Origin of the sequence: Halomonas sp. RT37, from assembly GCF_040070525.1 — a bacterium.
Classification (GTDB): Bacteria; Pseudomonadota; Gammaproteobacteria; order Pseudomonadales; family Halomonadaceae; genus Halomonas; species Halomonas litopenaei.
Genome location: NZ_CP098827.1, coordinates 1,878,570 through 1,902,684 on the forward strand (window position 1 = coordinate 1,878,570; position 24,115 = coordinate 1,902,684).

The window sequence follows — 24,115 nt, forward strand, 5'->3', positions numbered from 1 at the left end:
CAGTGCCAGGGGGCGTGAGTGGGGGGAAGCGTCTAGCATGCGTCAGTCGGTCGTGCTCCCTCAACTGATAGTGTGGACGCGCCCGGACGCGCGACCTAGTCTGGGGATTCACCCCATGCCCCCATCGGGGCGTCTGGCGTGTTCCTTTATTCGACACTCCATCTTTATCCAGGCCAAGACCGCGATGCTCGAGTACTCCCTGGCCCACTGGGTCACGTTTCTGTCGGCGGCGCTGCTGCTCAACCTTTCCCCGGGGCCGGACATGGCCTACGTGCTGGGCCAGACCGCACGCCATGGCCGCCGTGGCGGCTTTGCCGCCATGTTCGGGGTATGGAGCGGGGCGGGGCTGCACGTCATCATGGCCGCGCTGGGTCTGTCGGCGATCCTCGCCACCTCGGCGCTGGCCTTCAGTCTGGTGAAGTGGGTGGGCGCCGCCTATCTGGTGTGGCTGGGGCTCAAGTCGCTGCTGGCGCGGGGGACAGAGGACGACGGCGCGGCGCCTGTGGTTCCTGCCAGCGGCGCCCGCATCTACCGCCAGGGAATCATGATCTCGCTGCTCAACCCCAAGGTCGCGATCTTCTTTCTGGCCTTCCTGCCCCAGTTCGTGGTGGATGGGGCAGGGCCGGTCAGCCTGCAGCTGGCGCTGCACGGGCTGGCCATCATCCTGGTGGCGGCCGTGGTCGAGCCTCCGCTGGTGATCGCCGGGGCCAGGCTGGCCAAGGCCCTGCGCGGCAGTCGCAGGCTTGGGCTATGGTGTGAACGAGGGCTGGGTGCCTTGTTCGTGGGATTGGGCGCGAGGCTTGCCCTGACCGAGCGTAACCTCTAGCCGGGAACCGGGAGGCGACACCATGCGCCTGAGAATACTGTCCGACCTGCACCTGGAACACTTCGACGGAGATCGTGAGTTGCCGGAAGTCGAGGCCGACGCGGTCATCCTGGCCGGGGATATCCACCTCGGGCTCAAGGGGCTCGAGTGGGCGGCCAGGCGCTTTGCGGATCAGCCGGTGATCTATGTGCCGGGCAATCACGAATTCTACAAGCACCGCATGGGCGCCCTGCGCCGGGAGATGGCCACGCGGGCCGGGGAGCTTGGCATTCACCTGCTCGACAATGCACGGCTGGAACTCGGCGGCGTGCGCTTTCTGGGTACGACACTGTGGACCGACTTCGCGCTCTACGATGAGCGTCCCGACCCGCAGGACATTCCCACCGAGACGCTGTCCGCGGCACTGCGACAGATGCCCGACTTCGCGGTCATCGAAGAACCCGAAGGTGAGGTCTTCTCGCCGGAACGCAGCGTCGAGCTGCACCGCGAGAACCGGGCCTGGCTGGAGGCCGAGCTCGCCAGGCCGTTTGACGGTGCCACGGTGGTGGTCAGCCACCACGCCCCCCTGGCCGAGAGTATTCCCGCCCACTATCAGGGCGACCCGCTGTCGCCGGCCTTCGCCTCGCGTCTCGAGGCGTTGATGGAGGGCGTGGCGCTGTGGGTCCACGGCCATGTCCACGACCCGGTGATGCTGACGGTGGGGGGCACCCGGGTGGTGGCCGTGCCCGGCGGCTATCCCGGCGAGCGCCCGGAGGATGACCTGCGCCTGGATCGTGTGGTCGAGGTCTAGGCAGACCTGTCGAGAAATTCGAGGATATGACGGCTGGTCGCCTCCGGCTGCTCGTCGGTCACCCAGTGGCCGGCGTCCTTGATCCACTCAAGTCTGGCGCCGGGTATGGCATCCGCCAGCATCGGTGCGTAGTCCGGCTTCTGGAAGTTGTCCTTGTCGCCCCATAGCACCAGGGTAGCGATCTCGAGGTTCTTCAGCTCACCGGCGATGGCCTGGGTGTATTCCTTGTTGAGGCGGCGTATGTTGCGGAAGAAGGCCGCCTTGCCCTCGGCGCTGTTCCACGGCTCGACGTAGATTTCCTTCAGTCGCTCGGTCGCCGCCTCGGGATCGTGGACACCCTTGGGCATGAAGTCGCGCATGGTCGCGATGAACTCCTCGACGCTGGTGGACGCCTCGACCCCCGGCTCCAGCATCTGCTTGAACTCTGGTATCGGCCAGGAATCGAAGCACACGCTGTCGATGAGTACCTGGCGGCGTATCCGCTCTGGATGGTTGACCGCGATCAGCTGGCTGACGCCACCACCGATGTCGTGGGAGACGATGTCGGCGCTGGGCACTCCCAGGGCATCCATCAGCTTCACGAGGAGGCGGGCCTGGGCACTAATGGAGACGTCGGCATCCGTGGGCATGTCCGACTCGCCGTAATTGAGCATATCCGGTGCGATCACGCGATACTGCCGGGCTAGTTCCGGCATCACATGCCGCCACATCAACTTGTTGGTCGGAATGCCGTGGATCAGCAGCAGCGGTTGGCCTTGTCCCATCTCCTTGTAGGCGAGGCGATGGCCTTCGATCCAAGTATGGCGCGTTTCGACATGTTCCATTACGTCGCTCACGTTGCTCATCTCCCTTGCACCTTGGTGGCGGTGCGTCGATGTACCTGAGGTCACGGACTGACCTTTGCGATGTCGCGTCGTCACCCTAACGGTCATTGAGCGATCACTCAAACTATTTTTGAGTGATCGCTCTAAAATGATTCAAGAGATGCGCATGCCCGCAATGCAGGGCCCATGGCGTTGCGGCATGAAGCGTTGTGGGAAGAGGTGTTGTGGCAAGGGACGTTGCAGAAAGGGGCGTTGTGGGAAGAGGTGTTGCGGCAAGGGACGTTGCAGCAAGAGGAGCTGCAGAAAGGGGCGTTGCGACAAGAGAGGTGAGTTGCGGGAAGGGACTGGATGCAGCGAGAAGAGCGACGACAGGAGGACCCGATGGGCGCCGCTCCCGTCGTTGGCCAGGGATCGTCATGCACTGAGGCTGAAGCAGAGCCAAGAAGGCTCTTCTGGCGAGCCTTCTTGGCCCTGATAGAGGACCTTTAGCCGCCCTGGAGCTGTTCCTTGAGCTTGTTGGGCAGCTTCTTGATGATCAGCCGGTCGCGCTCTTCGTCGTACTCGATGCTGTTGCCGAGCAGATGGGAGTCGAAGCTGATCGAGACGCCCTCGGCGCGGCCGGTGAAGCGGCGGAACTGGTTCAGGGTGCGCTTGTCCGGCGGAATCTCCGGCGACAGCCCGTAGTCGGCGTTGCGGATGTGCTCGTAGAAAGCCCGCGGCTTGTCGTCGTCCACCAGCGCGGACAGCTCGTCCAGGGTCATGGCCTCACCACGGCTGGCCTGATCCTGGGCGTAGTCGATCAGCGCGTCGGTCTTCTCGCGGGAGGTCTCCTCGGCCATGTCCTCGCGCTCCACGTAGTCGCTGAACGCCTTGAGCAGGGTGCGGGTCTCGCTCTTCGGGTCGACCCCTTCGCTGGCGCCGAGCAGCGCCTGCAGGTCGTCCGCCAGCTTGCGCGCACCACGGTCGGCCAGCAGTGACAGGTACTGGCTCGACGGGCCGCCTTCCTGCCATTGGGTCAGGTTGAGGCGAAAGGCCAGCGACATCTGGCTGTGGTTGACCTGACCGGTAATGGCGACGCGGCCATCCTCACCGATGACGAAGCCGTCACGATGGTGCACCAGCGCCAGAAACAGGTGACGGGTTTCGCCCTGGCGCTGGTCGGCGAGGATCAGGTGCCCACCGGTGGGCAGGTGGTCGTCGACCAGTTTCTTGATCGCTTCACCCAGAGACGCCGCGAGCGTCTGCAGGTCGCATTTGTCCTGAAGGTAGGCCTTGAACTCGGCCGGGAAGCGGCTGGACGTGGCGACCGGGCCGGTGGGTTCAGCCGCGGCGTCGTCCCAAGGCGGGGTATCATCAGCCGGGGGCTCGTCAGCCGGGGGCTCGTCAACAGCGGCATAGCTGGCGCCCACAGCGTCCTGCGCTACGTCGCTCACCGCGACAGTATGCTCATTGAGCCGTCCCCAGCGCTTGGCCTTGCCGTGGTAGGCATCGGTCAGGCGGGTGACCAGGCTGTCCAGGGCGTCACTGTCGGGATGCAGTTCGCTTGCGGGCACAAGGGTCGCCGGACTGTCGCTGGCGCTCTTCTCGAGGCGCTGGATGACACAGGCGGATATCGGCATGGGGACCTCGTGGGCAGGGGGCGGCGGCAGATGATAACGCAAGCGACAGGGTGGGTCGAAAAGGTCCCTTTATTCAGGGCTTGAGTCGATAGCCGCTTCTGAAGATGGCGTGGATCACCACCAGGGCCACGGCCATGAACAACAGGATCATGCCCAGGCTGATCCACACGCTGACGTCACCGAGCCCGTAGAAGCTGTAGCGAAAGCCCGACACCAGATAGACCACCGGATTGAACAGGGTCACCGTCTGCCATAGCGGTGGCAGCATGTCGATGGAGTAGAAGGTGCCGCCGAGGAAGGTCAGCGGGGTGATCACCAGCAGTGGCACCAGCTGGAGCTTCTCGAAGCCGTCGGCCCAGATACCGATGATGAAGCCGAGCAGGCTGAAGGTCAGGGCGGTGAGCACCAGAAACAGCAGCATCATCAGTGGATGCTCGATGGTAAAGGGCACAAACAGGCTGGCGGTGCCCAGCACGATAAGCCCCAGGACGATCGACTTGGTGGCGGCGGCGCCGACAAAGCCCAGCACGATCTCCAGCGGCGAGATCGGCGCCGACAGGATTTCGTAGACGGAGCCGGAGAAGCGTGGAAAGAAGATCCCGAAAGAGGCGTTGGAGACGCTCTGGGTCAGCAGCATCAGCATGATCAACCCAGGCACGATAAAGGCCCCGTAGGGAATGCCCTCGACCTCACTGATGCGTGACCCGATGGCCGAGCCGAACACCACGAAGTACAGCGAGGTCGACAGCACCGGAGAGACCACGCTCTGCAGGATGGTGCGCAGGCTGCGGGCCATTTCGGCCCGATACAGCGTCTTGACCGAGGTGAGGTTCATGTCCGTTCCTTGACCAGATTGACGAAGATCTCTTCCAGCGAGCTCTGACGGGTGTGCAGGTCCTTGAAGGTGATGCCGGCGGCGTCGACCTCGCCCAGCAGGTCGGCGATGGCGCCTTCGCCGTCGTCGGCACCGTCGTAGCGATAGACCAGAGCGTGGCCGTCATCGGCCAGGGTCAGGCTGCGGTGGGCGAGCGCCTCGGGCAACTGGGAGAGCGGTTCGCGCAGGTGCAGGGTCAGCTCCTTGCGCCCCAGGCTCGCCATCAGTGTCTGCTTGTCCTCGACCAGCACCAGTTCGCCTGCGCGAATCACGCCGATGCGCTCGGCCATTTCCTCGGCTTCTTCGATGTAGTGGGTGGTGAGGATGATGGTGACGCCGCTCTGCCTGAGTCCACGTACCACCTCCCACATGTCGCGCCTCAGTTCGACGTCGACCCCGGCGGTGGGTTCGTCGAGAAACAGCACCTGGGGCTCGTGGGCCAGCGCCTTGGCGATCAGTACTCGTCGTTTCATGCCGCCGGACAGGGTGATCAGGCGATTCTTGCGTTTCTCCCACAGGCTCAGCTGGCGCAGTACCTTCTCGATATGCGCCGGGTCCTTCGGCTTGCCGAACAGGCCGCGGCTGAAGGAGACGGTATCCCAGACGGTGGAGAAAGCCTCGCTGGTCAACTCCTGGGGCACCAGCCCGATGCGCGAGCGGGCGGCGCGGAAGTCGTCGAGGATGTCATGGCCATCGACCAGCACACGCCCGGAGGACGGATTGACCAGGCCGCAGATGACGCTGATGAGGGTGGTCTTGCCGGCGCCGTTGGGTCCGAGCAGGGCGAAGATCTCGCCGCGACGAATCTCAAGATCGATGCCCTTGAGCGCCTCGAAACCGCCGCTGTAGACCTTGGTCAGTCCCTTGACGTCGATGATCGGGGCGCTCATGTCTGGGCCCCTTCGGCGGCGGGTACAGGCCGCCCGGGTGCGACCCGGGCGGATAGAGATGCTGAGGGATGCGGGCGAGGCATGGAGACGTCCTTATCGATTGACCCCGCCCATCCTAGCGCGACCGCTCTGATCTGCACACAGTCGGGCGCCGTCCCGGCGCGTCTCAGTCGCGTGGGGTGACGTTGGTCATCCGCGGCAGTACGTCGGGACTGTGGCGGCTGACGCGATGGAGCACCGCCATTACCACATGGCCGAGAGCGAGGGCGAACAGGGCCCAGCCCAGCCAGCCATGGAGCAGGTTGGCGGGGGCCTCCATCCAGGCGATCTCGTCTCCTTCGAAGCCGGCCATCAGTTCGATGCCGAAAGGCGAGAAGGCGCGGCCGGAGCCGTACTGGCGAAGGAGCGCGATGGAGGGGATGAGAATCAGCAGTCCATAGAGCGCGACATGGCCAAGGTGCGACGCCAGGTTGACCCGTGCCGGGCGACGCCGCTGGTTGATCAGCGCCCAGCTCACGCGTAGCAGCATCAGTACCAGAATCGTCAATCCCACGGGCTTGTGGCTGCCCCACAGCAGTTCATCCAGCCAGGAGTCCTCGAACAGGAACCTGGCGCTGGCGGTAACGAGCTGCCACACCACCAGCGCGGCGATGGCCCAATGGAAGAAACGGCTGATGCTGCCGTAACGGTCGGGAGTGTCGGTGATCGGCATAGGGGGGTCCTCATCATCGGGTAACAGATAGCGTCGCGGTCCATGGGTTCTTGTTTTTTTGCCTAGGCTAACCCAGCCCAGCGGACCAGGCGGGTGAATTCTCCCAAGAGACTGTGCAAGAACCGGCAGTCACGCGTGGAACACGGTGTTCGACGATGTGCGTTGGACAGACTGGTGTAAGGAAGGCCGCAGCCGCGCTACCTAAGAATTCCCAATTCGACGGCGTCTTCGGCAAGAGGATCGATCCATGGCTCGAGTATCCCCCCTGACGTATAAAAAAAATGTGGCTGAAGCAATGGCAAGCAGAGCAATCGCAAACGGTGCTATGGCAAGCAGTGCATTGGCCAGCAGTGCAATGGCAAGTCAGCCAATGGCGAGCAGGGCAGTGGCGCTGGCGCAGTCCCCCTGGCGATCGCTGGTGCTGCTGGGGCTCGGCCTGGCGCTGATGGTCGCGGTCTTGCCCCGGGCGTCGGCGCAGGCGGGCGAGCAGGTGACACCGAGCGTGTCCCAGAACATTATGCAGCAGAAGTGGGTGTCCGATGACTCGAATCTGATCTCGACCATGGTGCTGGTCACCCTGGACCCGGGGGCCAGCCTGCCGCCTCACCGTCACGCAGGGCCGGCCTACGTCAAGGTGGCCACCGGTGAGGTGATCTCGCAGCTTGAAGGCGGGGAAGAAGAACGCTTTGGCCCCGGAGACGAATGGCGAGAGCCCGAGGGCGTGCGCCACGTACAGCTGGTCAATGCCAGCGACGACACACCGGCGGAACTGATCGTGGTGATGATCCACACCCGTGGCGAACCCCTGACCCGGGTGGAATGACCCTGTCAGTGTCACTCTGATAGCCCCGCTCTGACGGTATCGCTCTGACAGCCCCGTTCTGATAGCCCCGTTCTGATAGCCCCGCTCTGATAGCCCCGCTCTGATAGCCCCGCTCGGATCGTGCCCTGCGGATTATTCGACACGCCGACACGACAACGCCGCGATCTCTCGCGGCGTTGTCGTTGCTACCCAGGCGGGTCTGAGGCTCGGTCGAAAGGTCGCCAAGCGTAGGCGCCTTTCTGGCAAGCCTAGCCGCGGCTGGTGACTTCCAGCAGATGATAACCAAACTGGGTCTTCACCGGGCCCTGCACCTTGTTGAGGTCGGCGGAGAAGACGACCTCGTCGAACTCACGCACCATCTGGCCGGGGCCGAAGCTGCCCAGGTCGCCGCCCTGGCGGCCGGACGGGCAGGAGGAGTGCTCGCGGGCAACCTCGGCAAAATCACGACCGTTCTCGATCTCGGTCTTGAGGGTTTGGCACTTTTCTTCGCTGTCGACGAGGATGTGGCGGGCGGTGGCCTGGACCATGGGATGACTCCTGAACTTCACTGAAGGTTGGCTGAGGTTGCGAGACGCGAGCTTACCACGGGTGCCGCCGAGGCGGCACCGGGCTTGGTTTGTGTCCAGGTCCGGTGCACCATGGGACTGTCTTCGCCGCCCTTGCGCCCTCTCTTGTGTAGAACGAGTAGATACGATGGACCCGAAATCATCATCCGCTGCCGCAGAACTGACCCCACTTCTGGTCAGCGCCTGCCTGCTCGGGGATCCGGTGCGATATGACGCCGGGCACAAGTGGCTCGGCGACGAGCGTTTGGCGCTGTGGCGTGATCAGGGACGGCTGGTGCCGGTGTGCCCCGAGGTGGCGGGAGGCCTGCCCACACCGCGCCCCGCGGCGGAGATCGCAGGAGGCAGCGGCGCTCAGGTGCTGGCAGGCGAACTCAGGATCGTCGATATCGACGGCGGTGATCCCACCGAGGCCTTTGTGGCGGGCGCCAGGCGAGCGCTCGCCACCGCCAGGCGCTACCACTGCCGGTTGGCGCTGTTGACCGACGCCAGTCCGTCCTGTGGCAGCACTCAGGTGTACGATGGCCGCTTCAGTGGCAGCAGGCTCGCCGGTGAAGGCGTGACCGCCGCGCTGTTGCGCGACGCCGGCATCGAGGTCTTCGCCCCGCATCAGCTGGAGGAATTGGCTCGCCGTCTGGTCGAGCTGGATACCGACCGGCGGCGTTGAACGCCGGAGCGCTATTCTTGAGGCAGCTGCTCCTGCTCTTGTTGCTGCTTTTGTTGCTGCTCTTGTTGCAGTGCGGGTCGCTGGTGCTGTCGAGTCCCATCACCTCGCTCGACGTGCGGTCCAGGTGCCACGATCGGGAAACTCACCGTCAGCGTCTGGCGCTGGTGGTCGCGCGTCACCGTGATGCTGGCCTGGGTGCCTGGCAGTACGCGAGGCACCAGTGCCTTGAGCTGGTAGGGATGCGCGATGCCACGCCCGGCAAAGCTCAGGATGCGGTCGCCGACGCGCAGCCCCGCAGCCTCGGCGGGGCTGTTCGGGACCACCTCGGTCACCACCAGGCCCGGTCGGTCCTCGCTTGATTCGACACCTACCCCGAGTCGCGGCCCCTCGCTCTGCTTGTCTTCGCGTACCACAAAGACGGCGTCGGCAAGTCCCGCTTCGGCCTCGCAGGCGTCGTCGGCAGACAGCGGCAAGAGGCTCGCGACATCGGCGATACCCAGGCTCTTAAGCTGTGCCTCGATTCCCTCGCCGTGGCTGGCGTGACCCATTCCCACCAGGCCCACCGCCAGGTGGCCATCTTCGACCAGGGCGGCGAGCCCCTGGGCCATGGCCATGTCCCACACCTGCTGGGCGTAGACGAAGCCGTCGATCATGTCGTCGTCGAAGCCCTCGCCAAAACCCTCGCCAAAGCCTTCGCCACCAAGTTCCTGAGCGTGTTCCTCGAGACTCGCCTCGAGCCGTTCACGGTAGGACGGCATGGCCGGTGCGGGTTCGGGTATGCCGTGGCGTTGTGCCGGCGGCAGTGTGGAGACGCCATCCTCGACCAGCCGTTGGCGCAGCTCAGGGGTGACGTTCAGTGCCTTCAGCGGCAGCGCCTGGTCCCGGGCAAAGCGCAGCACCGGCAGGTACAGCTCGGGGTCGAAGCCCCAGTAGCGGTACCACTGGCTCTGCTCGAGCAGGGCGGCCTCATCGATGTCACCGGCGATCCAGGCGTCCAGTGCCGGTTGGCTTTCCCTCGGCAGCATCTCAAGGCCAATGGCCACATTCGGCTGATGGGCGTGCAGGGCGGCCAGGCTCGCCAGCTGGAAACGATGGTGGTCGGGACGATCGTGCTGCTCACCCAGCAGGACCACCTGCTGGCGTGCGAGCATCGGCCAGCCCATCGCCGGTGCCGTATGGACGCGAGCGTCACCGGGCGTGATCCAGTCGCCGGGCGCCAGGCCAGCGCCTGTTGCAGTGCTGGTGCAGGATGCCTGGGCATCGAGGCCGAGCACGAACAGCATCGCCAGAGTAGCCAGCCTTGGCATCGCCCATCGGCGCGGGAGAGAGCAGTGGTGTGACGGTCGAAATCGCAGAAGGGGCATGAGCGGGGCCAGCGTGAATCCAGCGTGAATCAAGAGAGAGCCAAGAGAGAACCAAGAGCGGAACCAGCGCAGCTTCGGACCGGAACGAAGCCGAAACCAGACCGAAGCGAGAGTCGAAAAGGTTCAGGCTAGCCGCCCCGGCGCCGACGATCCAGTGTGGCCTGTCCATCGCTTGATCGATGTCCCGCCTGCGGCCTGCTGGTACCATGACGCACGCCGTCCACTGTCCATCGCCCAACACCTACCTTTAGCCACCATGATCTTCGCGACTGCATGAACACTCCCTTGCCCCACGCCGAGCGCCTCGAGGCCTTGACCCGGTTGCTCGCCGACTGGCACTGGCTCTGGTCGCCGGCGCCCTTTACCCATGCCGGGGCTCCCTGGCCCGAGCGGGCGCCCGCCGGCGAAATCGCCGCCTGCCTGCAGGCGCTGGATGACGCTCGGTGCCAGCGCTTGCAGCAACGCCCCTTCGATGCCTCGCCGCTGGCCGCCTGGCTACCGGTGGATGAACTGGCGCGCCTGGTCAGGGTTCCCGATGGAGCGCCGCCGATCCAGGCGCCCGAGGCGTGGGCGGCCCACGTGGGAGGTCGCAAGTGGCAGCAGATGCTGGCCTTTGCGCCCCAGGTGGCGATCGGCCAGGGGCAAGCGCTTGTCGAGTGGTGTGCCGGCAAGGGACACCTTTCGCGTCTGCTGGCGCGCCGCCACGACGGCTCCATTTGCGCGCTGGAGTGGCAGCCGGCGCTGTGCGAAAGCGGCCAGGCGCTGGCCGAGCGGCAGGGACTGGAGGTGACGCTGGTCGAGCAGGACGTGATGGCGCCCAGCGTGAGCCGACACCTCGGTGACGCCGATCGGGTGGTGGCGCTGCATGCCTGTGGCGATCTTCACGTGCGCCTGCTGGAGCTGGCACGTGAACAGAAGGTGGCGATCAGTCTGGCTCCCTGCTGCTACCAGCGTACCCGTGACAAGATCTATCGCCCCCTGTCGCGTCAGGCGCAGCAACAGGCAGAGCGCCATGGTCTGTCGCTGGATCGAGATGCGCTGGCGCTGTCGGTGCAGGAGACCGTGACCGCCAGCCAGGGAGAGCGACGCAAGCGTGAACAGGCGAACGCCTGGCGACTGGGTTTCGATGCTCTTCAGCGCCGGCTGCGCGGAGTCGACGACTATCTGGCGGTGCCGAGTCTGGCCTACGGCAGGATGCCGGAGCGCTTCGAGGACTTCTGTCGTTGGGCCGCCCGGGAGAAGGGACTGACAGTGCCCGACGGGATCGACTGGGACGCCTATCGACGTCGTGGCGAAGCGTGTCTGCAGCGGGTCAATCGACTCGAGCTGGTGCGCCATCTGTTTCGCCGGCCGCTGGAGGTGTGGCTGGTGCTGGACCGGGCCCTGTGGCTCGAGGAGGCCGGCTTCGAGGTCAGTCTGAGCCAGTTCTGCCCGCGCGCGCTGACCCCGCGCAATCTTGCCCTGGTGGCGCAACCGACGTAAGGCCGCGAGATCACCAGCCGGTCGCGACGTTCCCGCAGGCGCGGCAAGTCCAGTTACTGGCGCTGCCGTGGTGGTCGAGACGAGGCGGCCCCGGACACTTGAACTGTCCGGGGCCGTGTTTTCTTCAAGGGAGGGGATAGCTCGGCTGGCGCCGCACGCCGGATCAGCTGCGCTTGCTACGCCTGAATTGCTCGGTTTCCCAGACCTTGGCGCGCTTGATCAAGGGGGTGATGCTGGATCCCTGGATCAGGATCGAGAACACCACCACCGAGTAGGTCATTACCAGGATGATCTCGCGCACGTCGATGTTCTTTTCGGGAATCACGGTGATCCCCGACGGAATCGACATCGCCATGGCCAGCGCCAGACCACCACGCAGTCCGCCCCAGGTCAGGATGCGCACCGAGTAGGGGTTGTAGCGACGAAAGCGCCGGAAGCCCAGGTAGGCCAGGCGCACGCTCAGATAGCGCGACAGCAGCACCAGCGGCACGGCGGCGATCATCAGCACCCAGTCCTCCGGGTGGAAGCTGAACGACAGCATGGTCATGCCGATCAGCAGGAACAGCACGCCATTGAGGAACTCGTCGACCAGCTCCCAGAAGTGGTCGAGATGCTGCCGGGATTCCTCGGAGAAGCCCTTGCGACGGGTACGGTTGCCGATGATGATGCCGGCCACCACCATGGCCAGGGGGCCGGAGACCTCGAGAAACTCGGCGAACACGTAGCCGGTGGTGGGCACCAGAAGCGTCAGCATCAGCTCCATGGAGTGGTCGTCGGTGTGACGGATCAACTGATGAAACAGCTGACCGAGCACGAAGCCGTAGACGATGCCGCCGAGCGCCTCCTGCAGAAACAGGTGGCCGACGCTGGTCACCGTGGGGGTGGTGCCGCCGAAGGCGACGGCGAACAGGGTGACGAAGAGGACCAGACCGAAGCCGTCGTTGAACAGCGACTCGCCCTCGATCTGGGTCGAGATGCGCCGGGGCGCGTTCATCTTCTTGACGATGGCGAGCACCGCGATGGGATCGGTGGGAGAGATCAGGGCGCCGAACAGCAGGCAGTAGATCAGATCGAAGTCGATACCCAGCCAGCCCACCAGCAGCCACAGGCTGTAGCCGATGAAGAAGGTCGAAAACAGGGTGCTGCCCATGGCAAGGATGGCGATTTCCCACTTCTGGTCACGCAGGTGGGGGAGCTTGATCCCCAGCGCACCGGCAAACAGCAGAAATCCGAGGATGCCCTTCAGCAGGAAATCCTCGAAATTCAACTGATTGATGGCGGTTTTAGCGGTTTCGTCGAGGGCGAACCAGCCCGCGTGACCGGCGATGACGATGGCCAGCGACAGTATCAGAGCGCCAGCAGTGATCGCGATGGTGGTCTGAAATTTTCCGATCTTGCCGTTGATCAGGGAGATCACCATCGCCATCGCGGCGAGCAGGCAAAGGGTGTCGTACACCGACATGGAGGGAGGCCTCTAGGTAGGATGGGTGAGTCGTGTCGGCTCGAGCGCTGGCTCGAGGCCGTAAAAGGGGGGCAGCAGCAGGCACATCGGCTCGGCCCGTCGCATCACCCGAGGAGGTCAGGCGCTGGTGTGACGGGGGAGGCGATTGTGACGTGTCCATCGCGGGAGTTCGGTCCTGAGCGTGGTGTGCTACGCCCTGGCCGGTTGGGCCAGGGGGAGCGGATAGGGCTTGCGAACAGGTCTTGCAAATTGGGCTTGCGAATAGCGCCTGTACGCTGGATACGGATGTCCCGGCGGTCAGCATCTGCGGCGTCATGCTCGGAGGCGCTGAAGCCAGGCATCAAGGCCTTCGACGCGTGAGACGCGAGTCGGCTATATCGGCGTTTCGCAGTGCAACAAAGTATACGCGGGTCGCGGTGCGGGTACATCCCGGATGTCGCTTTTTTTGAAGCGCGTGGGCGAGGATTGACAGGCGCCTGGCTTGTCTACGACAAAGGTCTGAAACCAAAGGCGTGTGTCGCTCGGTTCAAGCGAGCGCCCTGACGACAAGGAACCTCTATGCAAGTACACGATATCGCCGTACACCTGGGTCCTGCCCAGGCCCATCTGCGCCAGTTGGACGACGGTTGGGCGGGGCTGATCGATCGGGTGGGCGACTGCGGACTGACCACCGCCCTCGATCGCAGCCCCTACGAGTCGTTGTCCAGGGCGGTGGCCTATCAGCAGCTCCATGGCAAGGCGGCGGCGGCGATTGTCGGCCGTCTGACAGCGCTGTTCCCGGGGCAGGATTTCCCCAGTCCCCGGCAACTGTCCGAGCTCTCCTCGGAGGAGCTTCGAGCCTGTGGCTTCTCGGCACGCAAGCAGGCGACCCTCCAGGGCCTCGCCGAGGCGGCACTGGACGGTCGAATCCCCAACCGCGAACAGGCCGCCGAGATGGAGGACGAAGAGCTGATCAAGCGTTTCACCGCCATCAAGGGTATCGGCCGCTGGACCGTCGAGATGATGCTGATCAACACCCTTGGACGTCCCGATATCCTGCCGGTGGATGACTTGGGCATCCGCGACGGCGCGCGCTACCTGTTCGGCTGGGAACGCATGCCGACGCCAAGGGAGACCCGCGAGCTGTGCGAACCCTGCAGGCCCTGGCGCTCGGTGGCGTCCTGGTACCTGTGGCGCTGCAACGAACAACCGGATTACCGACGCCTGGCGAAGTCCTGAACCGGGCCAGGCAAGCCGAGAAGGCTAGGAAGGCAAGGAAGGCGCGGAAGCGAGGATGACCGGTGACAGCCGTGCAGGGTGCGCGGCCGAAGCTCTGCACGCGGGGCCCGCTGATGGCGACAGCAGGGTGACTTAGTCGCGACGGCGGTAGGGGTCGGGCATCGCCTGTTCCGGGCGCCAGCGGGTGCGTTCGCCGTTCAAGGTCAGCACAAGCTGGCGAGGCCCGGCGTGGTCGCGGTGCTCGCACAGATAGATACCCTGCCAGGTGCCCATCGCCAGGCGCCCCTCAGTGATGGGAATGCTGAGTGATGGCCCCAGCAGGCTGGCCTTGAGGTGGGCCGGCATGTCGTCGCTGCCCTCCTGGGTGTGACGGTAGTAGGGTGCGTTCTCCGGCACCATCACATTGAAGTGACGCTCGAAGTCGCCACGTACCGTGGGATCGGCGTCTTCGTTGATGGTCAGCGATGCCGAGGTGTGCTGGATGAAGGCGTGGAGCAGGCCGATGCGCATGCTCGGCAGGTCCGGCAGTGCCTGAACGACCTCATCGGTGATCAGGTGAAAGCCCCGGGGGCGGGCAGCGAGGCGAAGGGTGCTCTGGAACCACATCTAGGACGGTCTCATTGTCGGCGTTGACGCTGGAGGCCATGGCACGGCAAGGCCCTTGCGCAGGAAAGCCCCTGTGCAGCAGGGCCATCGCTCGAGGCAGACAGGCGCGATCAGGCGGCCAGCGGTAAGGAATTCAAACGCGCAAAGACTACCTCCTTTACCGTCCTGTGAGGAGTCCCGAATGAAAGATCAACGTCTGACCCGGGCCGACGTCTTTCGCCACCAGCCGATGCTGGCCAAGTCCCTGGTGGAACTCGAGCGCGCCGTGGCCGAGGCGGGCATCGAGTCTGAGCTGGTGCACCTGATCAAGCTGCGCGCCTCCCAGCTGAACGGTTGCGCCTTCTGTCTGCGCATGCACAGCCAGGAAGCACGCGAGGACGGTGAGCAGCAGTCGCGTCTGGATGTTCTGTCGGCGTGGCGAGAGACCCAGCTCTTCAGTCGCCGTGAACAGGCAGCGCTGGCCTGGACCGAGGCGCTGACGCTGGTCAGCGGCCAGGAGATCGGCGGCGGCGACTACACCCGCCTGGCCGCGGAATTCACCCCCGAAGAGCAGGTCAACGTGACGGCGCTGGTGGTCTCCATCAACGCCTGGAACCGGATCGCGCTGGCGTTCGCCTTCCCGGTGGAGTGACGTCCTGCGGCGCGACCGAACGTCTCCCGCGCGGGTAGGCGACGTCGTCTTGCCCCTATGCCCCGCCAAGCAGGCCGGCGGGCAGGCTCATCCTGCCAGCAGCGGAAACAGCGGATGCTCCATGGGGCTGCCCGCGGGCAGTTCGTCGGCGAGGCCGGGAAAGGGCGGCGAGGTGGTCCAGGCCCGCGGTGCGTGGACCATGTCGTCACCCAGCAGACGCACCGAGAAAGCGCGACGGCGATGATGGCCACTGACGCCACCCGAGGCGTGCAGGGTCAGCATGTTGAAGAATACGGCGTCGCCGGGTTCCAGCGCCCAGCCAAGGATGGTGTAGCGTTCACGCTGGGCCTCGATGTCAGGCAGCTCGGCCAGACTGCCCTCGGGGAACCAGCTGGCCTGGTGGTCCATGAAGGTCCGTGGCATCAGCCAGGGCCCCTTGTGGGACCCGGCCACAAACTCCAGGGTGGCCGCCCGGGATACCGGATCCACCGGTAGCCACATGCTGACGTTCTGACTGCCTACCACGTTGTAGTAGGGCTGGTCCTGGTGCCAGGGGGTACGCTGGCGCGTGCCCGGTTCCTTGACCAGTAGATGGTCGTGGTAGAGGCGTACCTGGCGCGAGCCCATCAGGCGTTGCCCGATAAGCCCCAGCGGCGAGTCGAAGATGAAACCCCGATACGCTTCGTTGGTCTGCCAGTTGCAGAAGTCCTCGAAGAACCAGCCTGGGTCATCGGGTCGACTGGCGACCTTGGCCCGGGGGCTGGGATCGCGCAGGTTGTCCTCGATGCCCTCCGCCAGTCGCTTGAGCTCCTGGGGGCAGAAGATGCCGCGTAGACAGATGGCGCCGTCGCGCTGGAAGGCGGCGACGTCTTCGTCGCTGACCATGGTGTCGGGATGGATGCGCAGGTTCATGGGGCCTCCAGGCGGTGGAAGTCAGGAAGAGGAAAGGACAGCTGTGACAACAGCCGGTCGAAGAAACCCTCGCACTTCGTGATCTGATCGAAGGCGATGAACTCGTCTGGCTGATGGGCCTGATGGATGCTGCCGGGGCCGCAGATCACGGTAGGGACGCCCAGCTGGGCGAACAGCCCGGCCTCGCAGCCGAAGCCGAGCGCCAACGGCTCGACGCTGCATTCGGCCAGCTCGGCGATCCATGACAGGTAGCCTTGGCGGCGTTCGTCCAGCGGTGGGTACTGGCCGCGGCATTCCAGGGTCAGTCTGGCGCGACGGCCCAGGCCGATCAGGTCGCGATCCAGGCCGCTGGGAAAGTCCTTGCGCAGGCGCTCGAGGATTTCCATGGCGGGCTGCCCGGGCAGCGGGCGCATCTCGAAGTCGATGCGGCAGTGCTCGGGGATCTGATTCAGCGCGCTGCCACCCTCGATCAGCCCGACGTGGACCGTGGAGTAGGGGGGATCGAAGCGCTGATCGGTGAGCGACATCAGGCGCTTTTCCCGTGCCAGCTGGCGGATCTGCGCAACCACGCCCGCGCCGACGTCGATGGCGTTGACGCCTCGCCCCGGGTAGCCCGAGTGGCCTCCCACGCCCTCGATGGTGGCGCGCATGCCGACGTGGCCCTTGTGGGCGTTGGCGATGCGCATCGCGGTGGGTTCGCCGACGATGATGCCCCGCAGGCGTTCCTTGTGGACCTCGAGAAACGGCAGCATCAGCGGGGCACCCAGGCACCCGACCTCTTCGTCGAAGGACAGCGCCAGCAACACCGAGTGACGCGAGTGCTCTGCCTGCCAGGCGGCCAGTTTCGTCAGGGCCACGCCGATGAATCCCTTCATGTCTGCCGTGCCGCGACCGTAGAGGCGTTCAGCGTGGCGTTTCGGCGTGAACGGGGCGGTGACGCGCCAGTCCGCGTGGCTCGCCGGCACCACGTCGGTGTGGCCGGAAACCAGCAGGGCCGGGGCGTCGCGGGGGCCAAATTCGGCGATCAGGTTGGCCTTGTCGCCGCTGTCGTTGTAGAGCAGGGTGACCGCTGCCCCACGCGCCTCGAGCCAGCCGGCGACGTCGTTGATCAGTTCAAGGTTGGAGCGATGACTGGTGGTGTCGAAGGCCACCAGACGTTCGATCATCGCAAGGCTCAAGGGTAGCGTGTTGCTGGTCAAGACGAGGCTCCGTGAGTGCAGACCGTCAGGCGAGGGGCCAGACCACCAGGGTCGCCAGCAGGATGAGCACAGCGCCGAGGGCATAGAGCAGGGCGATCAGCGGCAGCATGAAACGCATCCAGCGGCTCCAGGGAATGCCGGCGATGGTGAGTCCCGCCATCAACCAGCCAGCGGTAGGAGTAAAGGCATTGGAGATGCCGTCGCCAAACTGGAAGGCCAGCACCGCGACCTGGCGGTGTACCTCGGCGAGGTCCGCGATGGGCGTCATGATGGGCATGGTCAGCGCCGCCTGGCCGCTGCCCGAGGTGACGATGAAGTTCATCGCGCTTTGCATGGCGAACATGCCCAGTGCTGCGGCCGACGCCGAGGTGTCGCCGATCAGCGTGGAAAGCGAATGGATGATGGTGTCGATGATCTCGCTGTGCTGCACGATGACCACGATGGTGAAGGCCAGGCCCACCGCCAGGGCGCCATCCATCATGTCCTTGCAGCCGGTGGAAAAGGCTCCGGCGATGGTGTTGGCTCGCATGCCGGCGAGCAGTCCGGTGACGATACCCAGCAGCAGGAAGACGCCGGCCATCTCCTTGAGGTACCAGCCGAAGGCACTGACCCCGGCGATGATCGCCACCAGGGCCAGGGCGAAGGCGCCGAGGATCAGCAGGTGGCGAGGGGTCAGGTCGACGTGATCGCCCGGTCCTTCTTCATCGGGCGGGGCCAGGCCGTAGACCACACTGCGCTCTGGCCTTGCCTGCACGCGACGGGCGTAGAACATAACGTAGCCGATGCTCAGGGCGACGAACGCAAGCCAGCAGACGAAGCGGTAGCCCATGCCGGAAAACAGCGGCAATTCGGCGATGCTCTGGGCGACGCCGACGTTGAAGGGATTGAGAAAGGAGCCGGTGTAGCCGATGGCGGTGCCGATCAGCGGGATGGCGGCGGCGACCACGGCGTCGTAGCCGATACGTCGCGCCAGCGGCAGCAGGATGAAGATGTAGACGATGCTGCCCTCGATCATGCCGTAGGTACCGGAACACAGGGCGAAGAAGGTCATCATCAGCGGGATGATCAGGATCTCGCGGCCCTTGAGCTTCACCAGCAGGAAGTGGACCAGCCCTTCGATGGCGCGGGAGCGTCTCAGGACCCCGAAGGTACCGCCGACGATGACCAGAAAGAAGATGATCGACGAGCCGCTCTTCATCCCTTCGAAGAAGGCGTTGAAGAACTCGAAGGGACCGATGCCCGGGGAGTCGATGGCCTGGTAGGTGCCGGCGACGATGACCGAGCGCCCGTCGGCGTTGGTGATGCGTTCGAAGCTTCCGCTGGGGACGAACCAGGTGACGATGGCCGCCAGCAGGGCGAGAAAGAAGAGGATGACGAAGGCGTGGGGCAGCGGCCTCTGTTGCTCGACGTGTGGTCTGGCGGCCATCTTGTCATGATTCATCGGCTGACTCTCGCTGGTGGCGGGTTTGTGGCACCTGGGGCTGAGTTCATTGATCCTTTCGGTTTAGTCCGAACCAGCGAAGCCTGTCGAGTCAGGGCGCGCGGCTGGGCAGAAGATCGTCGAGAACGAGGTCACACAATGCGCCTTCGTCCAGCAGACGTGTGGCGGCCTCGATGTCCGGTGCGAAGTAACGATCGTGGTCATAGTGGGTCACCCGGCGACGCAGTCGCTGACGGGCCTGCTCCAGCAAAGGTGTCGAGGCGAGCCCCTCGCGCATGTCGAGGCCCTGGCAGCTTGCCAGCCATTCGATGGCCAGCACGCCGCGAACATTGGCCGCCATCTCCTTGAGTCGCCGTCCCGCCGCCGGCGCCATGGACACATGGTCCTCCTGATTGGCCGAGGTAGGCAGGCTGTCCACGCTGTGAGGGTGGGCCAGAGCCTTGTTCTCGCTGGCCAGCGCGGCGGCTGACACCTGGGCAATCATGAAGCCGGAATTTACGCCGCCGTTTTCGACCAGGAAGGGGGGAAGCCGGGACATGTGGGTGTCCATCATCAGCGAGATGCGTCGCTCCGACAGGGCCCCGATCTCCGCCAGCGCCAGCGCCAGATTGTCGGCCACAAGGGCAACCGGCTCGGCGTGGAAGTTGCCGCCCGAGAGGATGTCGCCGTTGTCGGCGAACACCAGCGGGTTGTCGGTGACGGCGTTGGCCTCGATCTCGAGCACCCTGGCCGCGTGGCGGATCTGGTCGAGCACCGCGCCCATGACCTGAGGCTGGCAGCGCAGCGAGTAGGGGTCCTGGACGCGGTCACAGTCGGCGTGGGAGGCCCCCACCTCGCTGGTGTCCCCGAGCAGGTGACGATAGGCCCTGGCAACGTCGATCTGCCCGGGTTGGCCGCGCAGTTCGTGGATGCGGGCGTCGAAGGGAACCCGTGAGGCCAGGCTCGCCTCGACGCTCAGGGCGCCGCACACGGTGGCGCTGGCAAACAGATCTTCGGCCTCGAACAGACCGCGCAGCGCCAGCGCGGTGGAGACCTGGGTGCCATTGAGCAGCGCCAATCCCTCCTTGGGTGCCAGGGTCAGGTGCGACAGGCCAGCCACGTTCAGGGCGTCCCGTCCCGAGAGGGTCTCGCCACGGTGGCGTGCCTGGCCCTCGCCCAGCAGCACCAGACTCATATGGGCCAGTGGCGCCAGGTCGCCCGAGGCACCTACCGAGCCCTTGGCGGGGATGACCGGCCAGACCTCGGTGTTGATCAGGGTGATCAGGGCGTCCAGGACTTCACCGCGAATGCCGGAGTAGCCGCGTGCCAGGCTTGCCACCTTCAGCGTCATGATCAGCCTTACCAGCTCGTCGTCCAGGCGTTCACCGACGCCGGTGGCGTGGGATAGCACCAGCGAGCGCTGCAGGTCCTCCAGGCGTTCGCGCTCGATGCGGGTCTGAGCCAGCAGGCCGAAGCCGGTGTTGACCCCGTAGGCGGTGCGTCCCTCGTCGATGACGCCAGCCACCGTCGCCACCGAGGCGTCGATGGCGGCGTATGCCGAGGGCTCCAGAGACACCACTGTCGGTGACGTGAGGAGCCTGCGCATGTCCTGGAGGGTGAGTTGGCCTGGGGTGATGACGAGTCGATGCATGGTGGCGAGCTCCCGAGACGTGGCCGAACATGATGGGAAAACTTTAATGTATATACATTAACAGCAGGGCAATGGCGCGGCGTCAAGGCGGCTATCGTCGAACGGCAGGCGAGAATCGCCAGGGGGGAGTGACGATGTGTGTCACAGACTGTGCCCGATCTTCTATACAGATTTCGCCGCTGACATGATCGGGGGCAGCGACTGGGTCGGCTAGCGCAGGGATGGGTCGATGGACGTCTGGACCTGGTTCACAACGTCAGCGGATTCAGGCAGGTGTCGAACCGTCGCTACAGTGTTGCCCAGGGGCTGGTGTCCCCCTGCTCCAGCACACGTCGCACGGTGGCGAGGGCCTGTTGCAGGGACTCGCGGCTGTCGGGGGCGCCCACGCACAGGCGAATGGCCTGGGGCGCCGGCTCGCTGCCGGTACAGAAGGGTTCAGGCGTTGCCACCAGCACGCCTTCGCTCTTCAGCAGGGCCTGTACCTCGCTGGCCCGCCGGCCCTCGGGCAGCGGTAGCCATAAGTTGGCGCCGTGGGTGAGATGGCGGGGCGTCAGGGCCTCGAAGCTTGCCCGTGCCAGACGCTGCCGAGCGGCCAGCTCTGCGGTCTGCCAGGCCAGCAGTTCTGGGTAGCGGGGCGAGGCGATCCAGCGCCGCGCCACCTCGGTCATCAGCGGCGGACACATCCATGACTGCGCCCGCAACAGGCTGCCGATGCGCTCGCGCAGGGTGGCCGGCATCTGCAGGGTGCCGACTCTGAGGCCACCGGAAAGCACCTTGGAGGTGCTGAATACCTGCAGCGTGCGTTCCGGCGCCAGTTCCAGTAGAGACACACCGCGATCCTCCCGCGGCAGGTACTGGACGGCGTCCTCGATCAGCCAGAAGTCATGTCGACGCGCCAGGGCGGCGAGCTGTTCCCTGCGCTGTGGCGAAAGCACCGCGCTGGTGGGGTTGTTCTGGTCTGGGGTCAGGTAGACCAGGCGGGGCACCTGGCGCTGGCACAGGCGTGCCAGTGCATCGATGTCCATGCCGTCGTCGTCCAGGGGTACCGCCATCGGCTTGAGGTGAGCGTGGCGGGTGGCGGCGTTGAACCCCGGATAGGTGAGGGCGTCGGCGGCCACGCTGTCGCCGGGGCGGGTCAGGGCTCTCAGGCACAGGTCGATGCCGTGCTGGCCGCCCTGGGTGATCGCCAGCACCTCGTGCAGGGGAAAGCCGAGATCCTCAAGCCAACGTGACAGCGCCTCTCTGTGCTGCCGGGTGCCGATATCGGGCTGGTAGGCGGCGACCATGGCAAGGCAGGCCGGGTCCTCGGTCACCTCCGCCAGGGCCTGCTGCAGACACTGATGACGCCAGGGGTGCGGCGGAGCAAAGCTCAGGCTCATGTCGACCACGCCATCGGAGTCGGCTGCGACGTGTACATCGAAGGGGCTGTTGCCGGCGGCGGCGCCATTGACGTAGGTGCCACTGCCGACCCGGGACGATACCCAGCCCCGTTGCTGGGCTTCGCTGTAGGCGCGGGTGATGGTGCCCACGGTGACGCCCAGCGCGTCGGCCAGGGCCCGTTGCGGGGGCAGTCGATCGCCGGCGGCGAGCTGGCCCTGGTCGATGGCCTCGCCGATGGCCGAGGCAATCTGACGATAGCGGGCCGAGCGGGAGTCGAATTCGAGGGAGGGAGCCCAGATTGTCATGGTGACAATAAACTCTTTGACGGCAATTGTTGCCTGAGTATGCTTTAAAAACCGGGGTCAATTCACCTTGTTTCACACCATAATGCAAAAATTGTAGGGGTACAATCATGGAAGAGACCGCTAGTCAGCTCGCCTTTCTGCTTCCGGCAGCGCTGTTCATGGTGTCCATGACCATCACGCCGGGTCCCAACAACGTGATGCTGACCGCCTCCGGCGCCAACTACGGCTTCCTGCGTACCCTGCCACACCTGTTCGGTATCCTGGGCGGCTGTTTTGTGCTGTTCGCCTCGATCGCGCTCGGGCTCGGGGTGGTGTTCGAGCGCTATCCGGTGGTGCAGGGCGGACTCAAGCTGGTCGGCAGCCTGTACCTCTTGTACCTGGCGTGGAAGATCGCGACGGCCCCGCCGCCGGACCTGCGGGTAGGCGATGCCCGCCCGCTGTCCTTCGTGCAGGCGGCGGCGTTCCAGTTTGCCAACCCCAAGGCGTGGGTCATGGGTATCGCGTTGATGGCGGGGTTCCTGCCGGACGGCGGCAACCCCTGGGTCAACGCCCTGTTGCTGGCGGGCGTGGCGGAACTGGTGGGGCTGCCCTGCATCGCTCTGTGGGCAGGGTTTGGCACCGCCATCGGCCGCCTGTTGAAGAGCGACCGATCCTGGCGGGTGTTCAATGGGGTGATGGGGGCGCTCACCGCGGCCTGCGTGGTGATGATCCTGGCCTGAACCATTCAGCCTGGCGCGATCGGAGCTTAGGGCTTGTCTGAAAAGTGCCTGCGCTCGGTAATACGGCGTTAAAAATCGGCTGGTGCGCCAGCCCGGTCAAAATGCTCATTTACACCCCGTAAACTGCGCTTTCTCACCGATTTTTGCCTTGTCTAACCTTCGCTCGTCGACTTTTCGGACAGCGCCTAAGGCTTGGTCAAGAAGACTCAGCCCTCGCTGGGCTCATCAGGCGATGCCCCCTCGGGCCGCCGGGCGGTCAGGGTGATCTCCACGGCGGCGCCGCCATGCAGCTGTGGCGACACGGTGCAGGTACGCGCCGGATAGCGCGCAGCCTCGAACCACTCGGAATAGACATCATCCACCGCCTGTTGCAGCGACAGGTCGGTGAGGTGCACTTGAACACGCACGGTGTCGGCCAGGGTGCAATCCGCCTGCTCGAGCAGGTGAGACAGTCGCCTGAGGATCCAGCGAGTTTCTTCGGCGGCGTCACCGAGAATGGCGTCACTGCCCTGGATATCGGCGGCGGTCAGCCCCGACAGGTGGACGTAGTGTTCGTCCATGACCAGATGGGAGCCCGGAAACTCGGGGCTGGGTAGGGTGGGGTCGTTGAAGTAGCGTGCCATCTTGCCTCCTGCTGCGGCTTGGTCGTTGTGCCGCTGGAGAAATGTCTGGCGAATGCCGCCGACTTTCCTTGCGGAAAGCAGGCGGCGGAAAATGCGTTTGTCGGTTGACCGCGGAGAGCGTCCGGGAATAGCGCGGGCGTCAGCTGCTGACTTCGCACTGCACCGGCATGCGCCGGCCGATGGTCCAGGTGGCCTCGTTGCCCTTGCCACGGAAGACGTGCTGGCCGTTTTCCGAGGCGTAGTGCATGCCCGAGGCGGCGGGCTGGCGTTCGAGCGGGAAGCTGTCGCCGTGCATCTGTACCTCGGCGCTGTCCTGACTGTCGAAGACGATGGTGAACTGGCTGCCATCCTGGCAGATGTAGTCGGCGGAGGGCGAGGCTGCGGCGTCGGCACTGTCATCATGGCCACTGCCGCCGGCACAGCCGGCCAGGGCGGTGAACAGCGCAGTGAAGGCGGCAACAGGGATCCAGCTGGCGTTCATGAAACATCTCCTTGTCATATGAAGGGAGCCGTGGAAAAGGCTCGCCTGGCGTTAGGCCTTCCCAGGCTACACAA

The 24,115-nt window shown here is 65.1% G+C and carries 24 protein-coding genes; 8 read left to right on the forward strand and 16 right to left on the reverse strand.

The window, feature by feature from the left end; all coding sequences use genetic code 11:
* The first annotated feature begins 115 nt into the window (after window positions 1–115).
* Both NFG58_RS08185 and NFG58_RS08190 read left to right on the forward strand, forming a co-directional pair.
* A complete protein-coding gene (locus tag NFG58_RS08185; RefSeq protein WP_348827928.1) occupies window positions 116–826 on the forward strand; it encodes a LysE family translocator in 711 nt (236 codons plus the stop codon).
* A gap of 22 nt (window positions 827–848) precedes the next feature.
* A complete protein-coding gene (locus NFG58_RS08190) occupies window positions 849–1,616 on the forward strand; it encodes a metallophosphoesterase family protein (protein ID WP_287164935.1) in 768 nt (255 codons plus the stop codon).
* Here the strand turns inward: NFG58_RS08190 and NFG58_RS08195 are convergent.
* From NFG58_RS08195 to NFG58_RS08215, 5 genes are all read right to left on the reverse strand, one after another.
* On the reverse strand, window positions 1,613–2,461 hold the full coding sequence (locus tag NFG58_RS08195; RefSeq protein WP_348827929.1) for an alpha/beta hydrolase: 849 nt from the start codon (window positions 2,459–2,461) through the stop codon (window positions 1,613–1,615). The two genes, NFG58_RS08190 and NFG58_RS08195, sit on opposite strands and share 4 nt — an antisense overlap.
* Before the next feature lie 464 nt (window positions 2,462–2,925).
* The gene (locus NFG58_RS08200) at window positions 2,926–4,059 is read right to left on the reverse strand and encodes a nucleoid-associated protein (protein WP_348827930.1); all 1,134 of its coding nucleotides are present in this window, start codon (window positions 4,057–4,059) and stop codon (window positions 2,926–2,928) included.
* A 73-nt stretch (window positions 4,060–4,132) separates the two neighbouring features.
* The gene (locus tag NFG58_RS08205; RefSeq protein ID WP_108132729.1) at window positions 4,133–4,894 is read right to left on the reverse strand and encodes an ABC transporter permease; all 762 of its coding nucleotides are present in this window, start codon (window positions 4,892–4,894) and stop codon (window positions 4,133–4,135) included.
* Window positions 4,891–5,823, reverse strand: a complete 933-nt coding sequence (locus NFG58_RS08210) for an ABC transporter ATP-binding protein (protein ID WP_045994269.1) — start codon at window positions 5,821–5,823, stop codon at window positions 4,891–4,893. Before NFG58_RS08210 ends, NFG58_RS08205 begins: the two co-directional genes overlap by 4 nt.
* Window positions 5,824–5,989: 166 nt before the next feature.
* Complete coding sequence (locus NFG58_RS08215) at window positions 5,990–6,535, reverse strand: cytochrome b (protein ID WP_045994270.1); 546 nt, start codon at window positions 6,533–6,535, stop codon at window positions 5,990–5,992.
* A 370-nt stretch (window positions 6,536–6,905) separates the two neighbouring features.
* Between NFG58_RS08215 and NFG58_RS08220 the strand changes: the two genes are divergently transcribed.
* Entirely contained in the window at window positions 6,906–7,358 is a 453-nt protein-coding gene (locus NFG58_RS08220; RefSeq protein WP_348827931.1) for a cupin domain-containing protein, read from the forward strand.
* A 248-nt stretch (window positions 7,359–7,606) separates the two neighbouring features.
* On the opposite strand, the gene NFG58_RS08225 is transcribed toward NFG58_RS08220, so the two are convergent.
* On the reverse strand, window positions 7,607–7,885 hold the full coding sequence (locus NFG58_RS08225; protein WP_045994272.1) for a peptidylprolyl isomerase: 279 nt from the start codon (window positions 7,883–7,885) through the stop codon (window positions 7,607–7,609).
* A 166-nt stretch (window positions 7,886–8,051) separates the two neighbouring features.
* On the opposite strand from NFG58_RS08225, the gene NFG58_RS08230 reads away from it, so the two are divergent.
* Entirely contained in the window at window positions 8,052–8,588 is a 537-nt protein-coding gene (locus NFG58_RS08230; protein ID WP_348827932.1) for a DUF523 domain-containing protein, read from the forward strand.
* Window positions 8,589–8,599: 11 nt separating this feature from the next.
* Here NFG58_RS08230 and NFG58_RS08235 read toward each other — a convergent pair whose 3' ends face one another.
* Window positions 8,600–9,895 carry a ChaN family lipoprotein gene (locus tag NFG58_RS08235; RefSeq protein WP_348827933.1) on the reverse strand — a complete coding sequence of 432 codons (1,296 nt, stop codon included), beginning with the start codon at window positions 9,893–9,895 and terminating at the stop codon, window positions 8,600–8,602.
* A gap of 330 nt (window positions 9,896–10,225) precedes the next feature.
* On the opposite strand from NFG58_RS08235, the gene NFG58_RS08240 reads away from it, so the two are divergent.
* Window positions 10,226–11,434, forward strand: a complete 1,209-nt coding sequence (locus NFG58_RS08240; protein ID WP_348827934.1) for a methyltransferase — start codon at window positions 10,226–10,228, stop codon at window positions 11,432–11,434.
* Window positions 11,435–11,597: 163 nt separating this feature from the next.
* Here NFG58_RS08240 and NFG58_RS08245 read toward each other — a convergent pair whose 3' ends face one another.
* A complete protein-coding gene (locus NFG58_RS08245; RefSeq protein ID WP_045994275.1) occupies window positions 11,598–12,896 on the reverse strand; it encodes a sodium:proton antiporter in 1,299 nt (432 codons plus the stop codon).
* A gap of 558 nt (window positions 12,897–13,454) precedes the next feature.
* Here NFG58_RS08245 and NFG58_RS08250 point away from each other — a divergent pair.
* Window positions 13,455–14,114: a DNA-3-methyladenine glycosylase gene (locus NFG58_RS08250; RefSeq protein WP_108132734.1), complete on the forward strand. Its 660-nt coding sequence runs from the start codon at window positions 13,455–13,457 to the stop codon at window positions 14,112–14,114.
* A 132-nt stretch (window positions 14,115–14,246) separates the two neighbouring features.
* Here the strand turns inward: NFG58_RS08250 and NFG58_RS08255 are convergent, their stop codons facing one another.
* A complete protein-coding gene (locus NFG58_RS08255) occupies window positions 14,247–14,720 on the reverse strand; it encodes a secondary thiamine-phosphate synthase enzyme YjbQ (protein ID WP_124804400.1) in 474 nt (157 codons plus the stop codon).
* Between the two features lie 181 nt (window positions 14,721–14,901).
* Here NFG58_RS08255 and NFG58_RS08260 point away from each other — a divergent pair, with 181 nt between their 5' ends.
* On the forward strand, window positions 14,902–15,351 hold the full coding sequence (locus NFG58_RS08260) for a carboxymuconolactone decarboxylase family protein (RefSeq protein ID WP_108447732.1): 450 nt from the start codon (window positions 14,902–14,904) through the stop codon (window positions 15,349–15,351).
* 87 nt (window positions 15,352–15,438) lie between these two features.
* Here NFG58_RS08260 and NFG58_RS08265 read toward each other — a convergent pair whose 3' ends face one another.
* The 5 genes from NFG58_RS08265 to NFG58_RS08285 form a co-directional block, all read right to left on the reverse strand.
* Entirely contained in the window at window positions 15,439–16,263 is an 825-nt protein-coding gene (locus NFG58_RS08265; protein ID WP_348827935.1) for a phytanoyl-CoA dioxygenase family protein, read from the reverse strand.
* A complete protein-coding gene (argE, locus tag NFG58_RS08270) occupies window positions 16,260–17,462 on the reverse strand; it encodes an acetylornithine deacetylase (RefSeq protein ID WP_185696423.1) in 1,203 nt (400 codons plus the stop codon). Before argE ends, NFG58_RS08265 begins: the two co-directional genes overlap by 4 nt.
* A gap of 25 nt (window positions 17,463–17,487) precedes the next feature.
* Entirely contained in the window at window positions 17,488–18,903 is a 1,416-nt protein-coding gene (locus NFG58_RS08275) for an AbgT family transporter (protein ID WP_052704477.1), read from the reverse strand.
* Window positions 18,904–18,994: 91 nt separating this feature from the next.
* Complete coding sequence (gene hutH, locus NFG58_RS08280; protein ID WP_348827936.1) at window positions 18,995–20,533, reverse strand: histidine ammonia-lyase; 1,539 nt, start codon at window positions 20,531–20,533, stop codon at window positions 18,995–18,997.
* A 287-nt stretch (window positions 20,534–20,820) separates the two neighbouring features.
* Window positions 20,821–22,218 (reverse strand): PLP-dependent aminotransferase family protein, encoded by a 1,398-nt coding sequence (locus tag NFG58_RS08285; protein WP_348827937.1) that lies wholly within the window; start codon window positions 22,216–22,218, stop codon window positions 20,821–20,823.
* A gap of 107 nt (window positions 22,219–22,325) precedes the next feature.
* Here NFG58_RS08285 and NFG58_RS08290 point away from each other — a divergent pair, with 107 nt between their 5' ends.
* Entirely contained in the window at window positions 22,326–22,937 is a 612-nt protein-coding gene (locus tag NFG58_RS08290; RefSeq protein WP_045994283.1) for a LysE family translocator, read from the forward strand.
* Between the two features lie 206 nt (window positions 22,938–23,143).
* Here NFG58_RS08290 and NFG58_RS08295 read toward each other — a convergent pair whose 3' ends face one another.
* Both NFG58_RS08295 and NFG58_RS08300 read right to left on the reverse strand, forming a co-directional pair.
* Entirely contained in the window at window positions 23,144–23,560 is a 417-nt protein-coding gene (locus NFG58_RS08295; RefSeq protein ID WP_045995003.1) for a RidA family protein, read from the reverse strand.
* Between the two features lie 139 nt (window positions 23,561–23,699).
* Window positions 23,700–24,041, reverse strand: a complete 342-nt coding sequence (locus tag NFG58_RS08300; protein WP_108447738.1) for an MliC family protein — start codon at window positions 24,039–24,041, stop codon at window positions 23,700–23,702.
* Window positions 24,042–24,115: the final 74 nt, after the last annotated feature.